Here is a 12,548-nt window from a genome sequence, read left to right as displayed (position 1 = left end):
GCGACGGGCGGTCACGGGCGGAACACCCCGTATCCGGCCGCGGGCGGCACCGGGGCGCTGTTGACCGCCGACAGGCACATCCCGAGCACCGTCCGGGTGTCGCGCGGGTCGATCACCCCGTCGTCGTACAGGCGGCCCGACAGGAAGAACGGCAGCGACTCCGCCTCGATCTGGGACTCCACCATCGCGCGCATCGCCGCGTCGGCCTCCTCGTCGTACTCCTGGCCGCGCGCCCGCGCCGCCGCCCGCCCCACGATCGACAGCACCCCGGCGAGCTGAGCGGGGCCCATCACCGCCGACTTCGCGCTCGGCCAGCTGAACAGGAACCGGGGGTCGTAGGCCCTGCCGCACATGCCGTAGTTCCCCGCGCCGTACGAGGCGCCCATGACCACGGTGAGGTGCGGCACCGTCGAGTTCGACACCGCGTTGATCATCATGGCGCCGTGCTTGATGATGCCGCCCTGCTCGTACTCCTTGCCGACCATGTAGCCGGTCGTGTTCTGCAGGAACAGCAGCGGCGTGCGCGACTGGCCGGCGAGCTGGATGAACTGCGCCGCCTTCTGCGACTCCTCGCTGAACAGCACACCCCGCGCGTTGGCCAGCACCCCGACCGGGTAGCCGTGGACGCGCGCCCAGCCCGTCACCAGCGACGTCCCGTACAGCGGCTTGAACTCCTCGAACGCGCTGCCGTCGACCAGCCGCGCGATCACCTCGCGCGGGTCGAACGGCACCCGCAGATCCTCGGGGACGATCCCGAGCAGCTCCTCCGCCGGATACGCGGGCTCCAGCACCGGGTACGGCTCCACGCCCCGCTTGCGCCAGTTCAGCGAACGGACGATGCTCCGGCCGGCGCGCAGCGCGTCGTACTCGTCCTCGGCCAGGTAGTCGGCCAGTCCGCTGACCCTGGCGTGCATCTCCGCCCCGCCCAGCGACTCGTCGTCGGCCTCCTCGCCGGTCGCCATCCGCACCAGCGGCGGACCGCCCAGGAACACCTTCGCCCGCTCCCGGACCATCACCACGTAGTCGCTCATGCCGGGCACGTACGCGCCGCCCGCCGTCGAGTTGCCGAAGACCAGCGCGATCGTCGGGACGCCCGCCGCCGACAGCCGCGCCAGGTCGCGGAACACCCGGCCGCCCGGGATGAAGATCTCCTTCTGGGTCGGCAGGTCGGCGCCGCCGCTCTCGACCAGGTTGACCAGCGGAAGCCGGTTCCGCAGCGCGATGTCGGCGGCCCGGAGGGTCTTCTTCAGCGTCCACGGGTTCGACGCGCCGCCCCGGACCGTGGGATCGTTCGCGATCACCACGCACTCGACGCCCTCGACGACCCCGATGCCCGTCACCACGCTCGCGCCGACGGGGAAGTCGCTGCCCCAGGCGGCGAGCGGCGACAGCTCCAGGAACGGGGAGTCGGGGTCCAGCAGCAGCTCGATCCGCTCCCTGGCCAGGAGCTTGCCGCGCCTGCGGTGCCGCTCGACGTACTTCTCGCCGCCTCCCGCGACGGCCCTGGCGTGCTCGGCGTCGAGGTCGGCCAGCTTGGCCAGCATGGCCGCCCGCCGCCGCCGGTACTCCTCGCCGCCGGTGTCCAACGCGGACCTGATCACTGGCCCTCCTTCGTCCACGCACCTGACGCCGACGTCAACTTCCGCCCGTCCTGCCGCCCCCCGAGAGAACCGGCCCCGCCGGCCCCGCCAGGAGCCCCCGGCCCCGTACGACCGCAGCCACCAGGAGGCCCCACGGCGGAGGGGACCGCAGGAAAGGCCCCACCGGCCCCGTGGACGGGAGCGGAGGCGGGCGTGACGCCGGGGGCGAGAGCGGGCGGTCGCGGGGCGTCCGGGGCAGGGGCGAGAGCGGGCGGTTGCGAGGCGTCCGGGGCAGGGGCGAGCGGCCGGTCGGCCTCGGGAGCAGGGGCCGAAGAGAGCGCGGAGCCCGGGGCGGGACGGAGCGCGGAGCCTGGGGCGGGAGGGAGCGCGGAGCCTGGGGCGGGAGGGAGGAGCGGGCCGGCATCGGGGGAGAGGGGCCGGTCGGCGTCGGGGGAAACGGCGTGGCTGGAAGTCTCGGAGGCGTGCGAGTGGGCGCTTTCGGGGGTGGGGAGGGGGAGGCCGATGGCGCGGGCCCAGAGGCGGGTCAGGTGATCGACCGCCGTCCGCTCGTCCGCCCGCTCGCCCAGGTCCAGCCAGACGTGGGCGAAGTGCTCCACCATGCCGCCCAGCATCACCGCCGTCAGCCTCGGGTCCAGCGCCGGGTCGGCCAGGCCCTGCTCCTGGAGCCGCCGCAGTCCGTCCGCACCGCGCCGCACGAACACCTCGCGCAGTTCCAGCAGCAGCGTCCCGAACCGCTCGTCGGCGGTGGCCGCGTGCTCCAGCATCCGCACCAGGCGCGAGTTCGCCGCCCAGGCCCGCAGGTAGAGCCGGTTCGCCGCCTCGATGCGCGCGTACGGGTCGTCGGGGGCGGCGGGCCCGACGACGCTCGCCGCGAACATCTCACCGACCACCGCGGCCGCCACCTCGCCGAACAGCTCCTCCTTCGAGCCGAAGTAGGTGTAGAACGTGCCGTGGGACACCCCGGCCCGCCGGCACACGTCATCGACCCGCACGGCGTCGTACCCGCGCTCCTCGAACGCCTCCCGCCCGGCCCCCACCAACGCCGCCCTGGTCCGCCGCCCCCGCCCGCCCTTGACGATCACGTCAACAACGTAACCCACCGACCCCCGAGGCGGTAACCCCTCAGACCGCCCCTGGAGGGCCCAGTGGGTGATCGCCGGTGGACGGGGAAAGAAAGAAGAGCCGCCCCTCGTGCTCAGGGGCGGCCCTTCTGGGGAGGACTGCCGGCCCGGAGTTCCGCTGCGCCAGGGAAGGTGCGCCGCCGCTCACCGCCATGGCAAGCGCCGACGCGCCCAGGAGAGACGGCGAAGGGCCGTCCCCGAGATCTCAGGGACGGCCCTTCAGCGTGCCGGTTGCGGCTCGGTCAGGTGCAGTGGCTCCAGCCGGACTTCCAGCTGAGCGAGCCCCACGAACCACCCCAGATGACGCACTTCTTCACGGCGGCCAGCCGGACGGGACCGGCGTAGGCGGTGAACCTGCCCGCGTTGCTCCCGCTGGCACCGCCCTTGACCTGAAGCAGGGCACCCATCTGCACCTTGTTCGGGTAGATCAGGCGGGACATGGTGACCACGCAGTTCTTGCCCGCGCCCGAGTTGTAGAGCAGGAAGATGGTGGCGCTGCTGCCGAGCGCGTGCGAGTCGATCACCCTGTAGCCGGAACCGCACACGGCCGGAGCCTTGTAGGTGTTGATCGCCGGCGGCTGGCTGGGCTTCGTGGTGGACGGCTTCTTGGTCGGCTGGGCGGAAGGCGCGAGGGTGGTCGTCGGACCCTGGCTCGGCTCGGCCGTCGATCCGGCGTCCGGGTCGACGAGGCCTGTGGGCTTCTTGGTTTCGGTTGGTTTGGTTTCGGGCTTCTTGGTGGGCTTCGTCGTTGGGTGGGACGAGGCGTGGGCGGTGGGTGGGGCCGTCACCTGGTTGGGGAGCGGGGTGAGCGGGTTCTCCGAGTGCCTCTTCTTCGGCTCCTCGACGTCCAGGGTGGGCACCGGGGCGCCGGTCTCGGCCGAGGGCACGTCCGGGGTGGTCTCGGCGGACGGCGGCTCGCCCGGCTGGCCCGCGCCCGCGCCTTCGCTCGGCGAGGCCACCGAGGCGTCGCCCACGGCGACGACCGGCACCTTGCCGCCGCTGTTGGCCTGGACCACGACCGCGCCGCCCACCACCAGGAGCGCCGCGGCGGCGGCTCCCGAGAGGGCGAGCGTGAGGGTCCGGCGCTGCTTCTCGGGCGCGCCGCCCGGCTGCCCGGGCCCGGCGGCGCGCTGCCCGGGACCACCGGGCCCCTGCGGTCCACCGTGCGCCGGCATGCCGTGCGGTACGCCGCCCTGCGCCGGTACGCCGTGCTGCACGTTCTGGGGGCCCGCCGCGGGCGGCATGCCGGGTTGCGGGGCGCCCTGGGGGCCCGCCGCGGGCGGCATGCCGTGCCCCTGGCCGCCCTGGGGCAGGCCGGGGCCCGGCTGCGGGCTGCCGCCGGGCTGGTGCCCGGGCAGGTGGGTGGTCGGCTCCTGTCCGCCCGCCTGGGCGAACGGCTGCTGCCCAGGGTGGGCGGGCTGCTGTCCCGGGTGGGGTGCAGCCGGGCCGGCGGGTCCGCCGGCGGACTGGGGAGAGCCGGGGTGAGCGGCGGTCGGAGCCGGAGCATGCGGGCCGGGCTGCGAGCCGGGCGGGTTCGCGCCGGCGGCGTTCGCCCCAGCGGCCGGGCCGGCGTTCGCGCCCGTGCCGTTCGGGCCGGTGTCCCCGGTGGCGGCGATGTTCGGGGTGCCGGTGGTCTGGGCCGCGTTCGGGGTGCCCCCTGCCGGTGCTCCTGCGGCTGCCGTCGGTGTGGGCAGTCCGTACGAGCCGGTCTGGGGGACGGGGCCGTTCGGCTGGTTCCACGGCCCCGGGTAGCCCTGCCCCTCGGCCCGTTCGCCCTGCTGCGGGCCGGTTTGGGGCGCGGCCGCCGCTCCGGGGACGAGGGACTGGCCGGTCACCGGTTCGATGGCGGCGCGGGGCGCGGGCTGGCCGGTGAGGCGGACGATGAGCTCGTCCGCGCTGGGCCGCTGCGCGGGGTCCTTGGACAGGCAGGCGGCGACGAGTTCGCCGAGCACGCCCTCCATGGCGCCGAGCTGCGGCTCCTCGTTGAGGATGCGGTTCATCACGACGGGGATGGAGTCGGCGCCGAACGCCGGCTTGCCCGTCGCCGCGAACACCATGGTGACGCCCCAGGCGAACACGTCGGCCGCCTCGGACACGGCGGCGCCGGTGAGCTGCTCGGGCGCCAGGTACGACGGCGTCCCCATCGCCATGCCGGTCGCGGTCGCGCCGGGGGAGTCCAGGGCGCGGGCGATGCCGAAGTCGATCACGACCGGGCCCTCGGGGCCCATGAGGACGTTGGCGGGCTTGAAGTCGCGGTGGAGGATGCCGGCCCGGTGGATGGCGGCGAGCGCGGTCGCGGTGCTGATGGCGAGCCGCTCCAGGGCGGCCCCCCGGCGCGGCCCCTCGTTGACCACCAGTTCACGCAGCGACGGCCCCGGCACGTACTCGCTCACGATGTACGGGCGGCTGCCGTCCAGGTCGGCGTGGAGCACGGGGGCGGTGCAGAACCTCGCCACCCGCTGGGCCACCGCCACCTCGCGCAGGAACCTGGTCCTGGCGTCGGCGTCGGCCACCAGGGCGTGGTGCAGCAGCTTGACCGCGACTTGTTCCCCCGAGTCGCTCTTGCCCAGGTAGACAACGCCCTGGCCACCCTCGCCGAGCCGGGCGACGATGTCGTACGCCCCCAGCCGCCGCGGGTCGTCCGCCGCCAACGGCTGGAACTGATTCACGTCGGACCCCCATGACAACCAACAGATGGGGCAAAACGCTACCAGCGTGACCTCTGGGTCGTCTTCCAGACGTGTCAGAACTTTCACTTCTGACGTGACAAGTCAGTGTCGCAGTGCTGGTCGTGTCCATGCCGGGCATCGAAGTCACGTATTGGTCACGCTGTCCGATGCCCTTCTCACACGGGGGAAGCCCGGTCCGGAGCCACGTAACCAGGCGAACGTCCGGAGCCGCGGGGGTTCGGCGACGGGCGCGACCGGTTTGCGCCATCGGCACCTTGAGGCCAAACTGCCCTGGGTGGAAGTCAGGTGTCCGGTGTGCGCGCAGACCGACCAGGTCGTCTCGGTCCCCGGAGCGGTGGCCGCCGGAACCACGTACAGGATCGGCCGGGTGAGGCTGCCGGGCACGCGCGAGGTCGCGGACCTGCCCACGGCGCCGTCGCTGGGCGTGTCCAAGCACGTCATGAGCCGTACGCAGCTCGCGGTGTGGCTGTCGTTCCCCAGCCGCCACTACACGCCGTGGGCGAGGAACCAGGGGTACATCCTGCTGGGGCTGGGCGCGCTGGTGCACCTGGTGGTGGCGCTGGTGATCGCGATGGGCAAGGACACGAACTGGGGTGAGGTGCTGCTCGCGCCGTTCTGCCTGACGGGCCTGTTCTGGGGGCTCGGCCTGCTGCTGGTGCTCGGCGCGCACGGGGCGCGCAGGCGGGACGTGGCGGAGGCTTCGGCCAGGGAGAAGGCGCTGGCCGTGTGGGAGAGCCTGTGCTACTGCCCCAGGGACAACGTCGCGTTCGAGCCGCAGGTCGGCGTCCCGTTCCACCCGAGCGAGACGCGGGAGTACATCTTCGGCTTCAGGCCCGGCAAGCAGGCCCGCCCCTTGTGACAAGAGGCGGGCCGCCTGAAGGGGGTCACGGCAGGCGGAGAGGTCAGGCGCCCAGTTCCTCCGCGACCAGGCGGACGCACACGGCCAGGCCCTCGATGGCCTGCTCCAGCTCGTCCAGGTCGGGGTAGGTGGGGGCGATCCTGATCGTGCGGTCGGCCGGGTCGTCGCCGTACGGGTGGGTGGCGCCGGCCGGGGTCAGCGCGATGCCGGCCGCCTTGGCGCGGGCCACCACCTCGCGGGCGTGCGGCACCTCCAGGCTGATGAAGTAGCCGCCCTTGGGGCTGGTCCAGGTGGCGAGGTCGCCGAGCCGCTCGGTCAGGACCTTGTCGACCAGCTCGAACTTGGGGCCGATCAGCTCGGCGTGCTTGCGCATGTGCGCCGCCACGCCCTCGGCGTCGCGCAGGAACTCGACGTGCCGCAGCTGGTTGATCTTGTCAGGCCCGATGGACTGCTTCGAGGTGTTGGCGAGGAACCACTGGACGTTCGCCGGGGAGGAGCCGAAGAACGACACGCCGGAGCCCGCGAACGTCACCTTGGAGGTGGACGCGTACACGAAGGCCCGGTCGGGGTTGCCGTGCTCGGCGCAGAGCGCGAGCAGGTCGGCCAGCTCGGCGGGGGTGTCGGTGAGGTGGTGCACCGCGTACGCGTTGTCCCAGAAGACACGGAAGTCGGGTGCGGCCGTGGGCATCGCCGCGAGCCTGCGTACGGTCTCGTCGCTGTAGACGATGCCGGACGGGTTGCTGTACTTCGGCACGCACCAGATGCCCTTGACGGTCGGGTCGGTGGCGACGAGCCGCTCGACGACGTCCATGTCGGGGCCGTCGGCGGTCATCGGGACGGCGACCATGGTGATGCCGAGCCGCTCGCAGATCGTGAAGTGCCGGTCGTAGCCGGGCACCGGGCACAGGAAGGTGAGCTGGGGCTCCTCCACCCACCGCCGCTCGCCGCCGGGCAGGGTGCTGAGCAGCGCGTGCACGACGGTGTCGTGCATGAGGGTGAGGCTGGAGTTGCCGCCGACGACGATCTGCCCGGCGGGCACCTGGATCAGCGGGGCGAACAGCGCGCGCAGCTCGGGCAGACCCTGCAGGTCGCCGTAGTTGCGGGCGTCGACGCCCGCGGCCGTCAGGTGGGACGTCGGCAGGCCGAGCATCGCGTCGGAGAGATCCAGCTGGCGCGGCGACGGCTTGCCCCGGGTCAGGTCGAGCGACAGGTCACGCTGGACGAGGGCGGCGTAGTCACGCTGAGCTGACATGAAGATCTCCTCCGGTCGATTCGCCTAAGAGGATAGAAGACCCGTGCGCCCGGCCCGGCATCCGTCCGCCATGTGGAAGGGCGGCCTCGGGGGGCAGGCCATGTGGAAGGGCGGCCTCGGAGGGCAGGCCATGCGGAGGGGCGGCCTCGGAGGGCAGGCCATGCGAAGGCGGGCCGCACGGGCCCGGCCGCCCGGGGAGCGGGAAGCCGCAGGGCGGGGACGGCCCGGCCGCCCGGGGAGCGGAAAGTCACCGTAAAGTCATGGTGGGTGACGGCTTCACGCGGGCCGGTGCGTGGCGTGGAATGGGTACATCGGGGCACGCCACACTCCGCCGCGGGAGGGAGCAGCCGTGACCGCTGTCGGTGAGACGTCGTCCGAGCGGGTCGGGAGCCGTCGTACGGGGACGGTGGTCGCCGCGTGGCTCTCGACGACCGACCACAAGGTCATCGGGTACCTCTACCTCATCACGTCGTTCGCGTTCTTCCTGGTGGGCGGCGTGATGGCGATGCTGATCAGGGCGGAGCTCGCGCAGCCGGGCCTGCAGGTCGTCAGTCAGCAGCTGTACAACCAGCTGTTCACGATGCACGGCACGATCATGCTGCTGCTGTTCGCGACGCCGCTGTTCGCGGGGTTCGCCAACGTCGTCATGCCGCTGCAGATCGGCGCGCCGGACGTGGCGTTCCCGAGGCTCAACGCGGTGGCGTACTGGCTGTTCCTGTTCGGCGGGATCATCACGGTCGCGGGCTTCTTCACGCCCGGCGGCGCGGCGGACTTCGGCTGGTTCGCCTACACGCCGCTGTCGACGGCGGTCGCGTCGCCGCACGTCGGCGGCGACCTGTGGATCATGGGTCTGGCGCTGTCGGGTCTCGGGACGATCCTGGGCTCGGTCAACTTCATCACCACGATCATCGGGATGCGCGCGCCTGGCATGACGATGTTCCGCATGCCGATCTTCACCTGGAACGTGCTGCTGACCAGCATGCTCGTGCTGATGGCGTTCCCGGTGCTGGCGGCCGCGCTGCTCGTTCTGGAGGCCGACCGCAAGCTCGGCACGCACGTCTTCGACCCGGCGAACGGCGGCGCGCTGCTGTGGCAGCACCTGTTCTGGTTCTTCGGCCACCCCGAGGTCTACATCATCGCGCTGCCGTTCTTCGGCATCGTCTCGGAGGTCATCCCGGTCTTCAGCCGCAAGCCGATCTTCGGCTACCTGGGCCTGGTGGCGGCGACGATCGCGATCGCCGGGCTGTCGATGACGGTGTGGGCGCACCACATGTTCGGCACCGGGCAGGTGCTGCTGCCGTTCTTCTCGTTCATGACGTTCCTCATCGCCGTGCCCACGGGGGTGAAGTTCTTCAACTGGATCGGGACGATGTGGCGCGGCCACCTGACGTTCGAGTCGCCGATGCTGTTCGCGGTGGGCTTCCTGGTGACGTTCCTGCTGGGCGGGCTGACCGGGGTGATCCTCGCGTCGCCGGCGCTCGACTTCCAGCTCACCGACTCGTACTTCGTGGTGGCGCACTTCCACTACGTGGTCTTCGGAACCGTGGTGTTCGCCATGTTCGCGGGCTTCTACTTCTGGTGGCCGAAGATGACGGGCAGGATGCTCGACGACCGCCTGGGCAAGGCGCACTTCTGGACGCTGTTCGTCGGGTTCCACCTGACGTTCCTGGTGCAGCACTGGATCGGCATGCTGGGCATGCCGCGCCGCTACGCCGACTACAGCCCCGCCGACGGGTTCACCGACCTGAACCTCCTGTCCTCGGTCGGCGCGTTCATCCTCGGCGCCTCGACGCTGCCGTTCCTCTACAACGTCTGGAAGACGGCCAGGCACGGGCGGAAAGTGACCCTTGACGATCCGTGGGGTTACGGCAACTCGCTGGAATGGGCGACGTCCTGTCCGCCGCCGCGGCACAACTTCCTCGCCATGCCGCCTATCCGGTCCGAAAGGCCCGCGTTCGACCTGCACTACCCGCATCGGGATTCGGCGCTGGAGGACGGTGTCGCCGCAGGTGGGGCCCGGGAGGCCGGTTCGCGGGAAACGCCCGCGTAACCATCTGGTAAGCGCCTCGGGCGCGTTTACGGAAGGGCCGCATCAACCCCTTCCAATTTCCCCAAATGTCGTAGTTTGATCACGTTTCTGATCACATTTCGACAACGCACTTTACGCTGCCTTTACCCACCCTCTAGCGTCCGGCATTGCACACCCTATGGCCATGCGCCCGGCGATCCCGGGCAGAGAGGGTTCCAGGTGCCCAGCAGAAAGCGCCTCTTAGCCACCTTCCCCGCGGTCGCCCTCCTCGGCGCCGCACTCGCCGTCCCGGCCGCCCAGGCGTCCTCGGCGGCGTCGTGGGAGCCGACGGCGGCCGACTACTACATCAACTACGTCGCGCCGCGTGACGACAGGACGCCGGAGGACCCGGGCCTGGGCAACGACCAGGCCCGGTCCCTGAGCCCGGCGCAGCGGTTCGACAGGAAGTTCGCCAACGGCAACCCGGCCGCCGCCCGCGTGCTCGCCGCCCGCGAGGACGAGGCCATCAGGACCGGCCGCAACCCGGCGGAGTTCATCTTCAAGAACGCCAAGCAGACCCGCACGGCGAAGCTCCTCACGCTCCTCGTCGAGTTCAACGAGCAGGCGAACGACGACTTCTCCAACTTCAACCGGCTCCGCACGGTGAACAGCACGCCCGAGGACTGCGTCGTCGAGCCGCCCGGCACGCTCAAGAACGGTCCGCTGCACAACAACATCCCCGACCCGGCCACGCTGGCGCACAAGGACAACAACTCCTTCTGGGTCAAGGACTTCAGCACCGAGCACTTCAACAAGATGCTCTACAGCGACACCGGCATCACCGAGCGCGTCCGCAAGGACCTCACCGACCCGCGCGACGGCAAGCCCGGCATCGACATCTCCGGCTTCACCATGAAGAAGATGTACGAGGAGATGTCCAAGGGCGCCTACTCGGTCACCGGCTCCGCCGTCGGCTGGCTCAAGGTGCCGCACTCCGAGGCGTACTACGGCGCCGCGGCCTGCGGCGGCGCTCCCCAGGACATGTCGGGCCACCCCTCGAACGAGCGCGGCGCCGGCCAGCTCGCCATCGACGCGGTCGACACCCTCACCAAGTCCCAGCCCGACTTCCCGTGGGCCGACTACGACGTCGAGGACGTCTCCGACGCCGACGGCGACGGCAACTACAACGAGCCCGACGGCGTCATCGACCACCTGGTGCTGGTCCACGCCGGCAAGGACAAGTCGTCGGACGGCGGCGCCGAGGGCACGTACGCGATCTGGGCGCACTCCAGCGCGGTCGCGGGCGGCTACAAGGTGCCCGGCACCGACAAGAAGATCGTCAACTACATCGTGCAGCCCGAGGACTCCGGCGTCGGCGTCTTCGCCCACGAGTACGGCCACGACCTCGGCCTGCCCGACCTGTACGACACCTCCTACCAGGGCAGCTCCGCCGTGGACTTCTGGGACCTGATGTCCAGCGGCTCGCACTCCGGCCCGGTCTTCCAGTCGATGCCCACCCACATGGGCCTGTGGGACAAGTGGGTGCTCGGCTGGGCGAACCCGAAGGTGCTCAACCCGGGCGACGCAGCCAAGCTCGTCACGGTCGGCCAGTCGTCGCGCACGCCCAAGCTCACCGCCGACGGCGTCCGCGTCAACCTGAACTCCTCGCCGCTGAAGATGATCGACCCGCACAGCGGCTCCAACGCCTGGTGGTCCGGCCTGGACCAGGAGTGGGCCGACAACAAGCTGACGCGCGACGTGCCCGTGCCCGCGGGCTCCGACGTCCGGTTCTGGATGTGGAACAACTACGACATCGAGCAGGACTGGGACTTCGGCTTCGTCGAGGTCTCGACCGACGGCGAGACGTGGACCCAGCTGAAGGTCCACGACGAGAGCGGCGCCGAGGTCAGCACGCCTGACAACTACCCCGACCCGAACAAGAACCTCAAGATGTTCGGCGGCAAGAAGTACGGCCTCACCGGCGCCACGGACGGCTGGCGGCACGACTACGTCGACCTGACCCCGTACGCCGGCCAGACGATCAAGCTGCGGCTGACGTACGACACCGACGCGGCCTCCATGCCGCGCGGCTGGCACTCCGACGACTTCGCGCTCACCAACGGCGGCCAGACCGTCTGGAGCGACGACGTCGAGGGCGGCGACAACGGCTGGAAGGCCACCCACGGCACGTTCACCAACACGAGCGGCCAGGGCTGGACCCGCAACAACGGCGAGCGCGAGATCTCCCGCTTCTACCTCGCCGAGTGGCGCAACTTCGACGGCTTCGACAAGGGCCTGGCCTACACCTACGACACCGACTACAACCGCGACGGCGCGTGGAAGGTGCAGAAGATCAAGTACAACGCGCCAGGCCTGCTCGTCTGGTACCGCGACTCGACCTACATCAACAACTCGATGGTCCCGAACCTCACGGTGCCGCCGAGCCTCGGCTCCAAGGGCAGCCTGCTGGTCGTGGACTCCCACTACGAGCCGCTGCGCCGCACCGGCACGGCGGCCGAGAAGGACACCACGGCCAACAAGAACCTGCCGGGCCGCGTGCAGAGCTCGAACGCCGCGTTCTCGTTCACCAAGACGTACCCCTTCAGGGAGTGCCTCGAGGCGGCGGACGAGCCGTTCAGCGAGTACTGCACGGACTTCCCCGCGCAGAAGGGCGTCCCGCACTTCACCGACGCCAAGACCTGGGCCCCCGGCATCGAGCTGCTCAACGGGAAGCTCGCCTACCGTGACTTCGACGCCTCGACCGTGGTGCCGTCGGCCGGCGACCAGCCGTACACCACCCGCGTGGTGCACGCGGACGGCACCCCCGCCACCGAGCTGTACGGCCAGAAGGTCGCCGGCTCGACGCTCGGCACCGGCAACCCCGGCGACGAGGGCAAGGCGCTCGGCGTGCAGTTCAAGCTGATCTCGCCGCTGCCCGGCAACCTCGGCGCCGTCATCCAGGTGGTCCCGCCGAAGAAGTGATCCCTTGAGGGGCCGCCGGGGGAGCCCGGCGGCCC

Annotated in this window: 7 protein-coding genes; 3 read left to right on the top strand and 4 right to left on the bottom strand. The window is 71.2% G+C overall.

Features of this window, described 5'->3' with window-relative positions:
- Positions 1–11: 11 nt before the first annotated feature.
- The 3 genes from BMX74_RS06880 to BMX74_RS46265 all read right to left on the bottom strand — a co-directional run bounded on the left by BMX74_RS06880 (position 12) and on the right by BMX74_RS46265 (position 5,391).
- Positions 12–1,544: an acyl-CoA carboxylase subunit beta gene (locus BMX74_RS06880; RefSeq protein ID WP_256256840.1), complete on the bottom strand. Its 1,533-nt coding sequence runs from the start codon at positions 1,542–1,544 to the stop codon at positions 12–14.
- A gap of 53 nt (positions 1,545–1,597) precedes the next feature.
- Entirely contained in the window at positions 1,598–2,683 is a 1,086-nt protein-coding gene (locus BMX74_RS06875; RefSeq protein ID WP_218153906.1) for a TetR/AcrR family transcriptional regulator, read from the bottom strand.
- Between the two features lie 281 nt (positions 2,684–2,964).
- Positions 2,965–5,391, bottom strand: a complete 2,427-nt coding sequence (locus BMX74_RS46265) for a serine/threonine-protein kinase (protein WP_305728627.1) — start codon at positions 5,389–5,391, stop codon at positions 2,965–2,967.
- A 295-nt stretch (positions 5,392–5,686) separates the two neighbouring features.
- On the opposite strand from BMX74_RS46265, the gene BMX74_RS06860 reads away from it, so the two are divergent.
- A complete protein-coding gene (locus BMX74_RS06860; protein WP_143078576.1) occupies positions 5,687–6,271 on the top strand; it encodes a hypothetical protein in 585 nt (194 codons plus the stop codon).
- A 43-nt stretch (positions 6,272–6,314) separates the two neighbouring features.
- Here BMX74_RS06860 and BMX74_RS06855 read toward each other — a convergent pair whose 3' ends face one another.
- Positions 6,315–7,523 carry an aspartate aminotransferase type Ic gene (locus tag BMX74_RS06855; protein ID WP_091099089.1) on the bottom strand — a complete coding sequence of 403 codons (1,209 nt, stop codon included), beginning with the start codon at positions 7,521–7,523 and terminating at the stop codon, positions 6,315–6,317.
- Positions 7,524–7,872: 349 nt separating this feature from the next.
- Here BMX74_RS06855 and ctaD point away from each other — a divergent pair, with 349 nt between their 5' ends.
- Positions 7,873–9,573 (top strand): aa3-type cytochrome oxidase subunit I, encoded by a 1,701-nt coding sequence (gene ctaD, locus BMX74_RS06850; RefSeq protein ID WP_091099087.1) that lies wholly within the window; start codon positions 7,873–7,875, stop codon positions 9,571–9,573.
- Between the two features lie 198 nt (positions 9,574–9,771).
- Positions 9,772–12,513, top strand: a complete 2,742-nt coding sequence (locus BMX74_RS06845) for an immune inhibitor A domain-containing protein (RefSeq protein WP_091099086.1) — start codon at positions 9,772–9,774, stop codon at positions 12,511–12,513.
- Positions 12,514–12,548 lie beyond the last annotated feature (35 nt).

This window comes from Nonomuraea pusilla, assembly GCF_900109355.1.
Lineage (GTDB): Bacteria > Actinomycetota > Actinomycetes > Streptosporangiales > Streptosporangiaceae > Nonomuraea > Nonomuraea pusilla.
This window is presented reverse-complemented; position numbering and strand designations above follow the sequence as displayed.

What these genes read in the sequence shown, in the direction of transcription:
- BMX74_RS06880 (WP_256256840.1), bottom strand. Translation starts at nt 1,544, where the DNA reads ATGCTGGCCAAGCTGGCCGACCTCGACGCCGAGCACGCCAGGGCCGTC.
- BMX74_RS06855 (WP_091099089.1), bottom strand. Translation starts at nt 7,523, where the DNA reads ATGTCAGCTCAGCGTGACTACGCCGCCCTCGTCCAGCGTGACCTGTCG.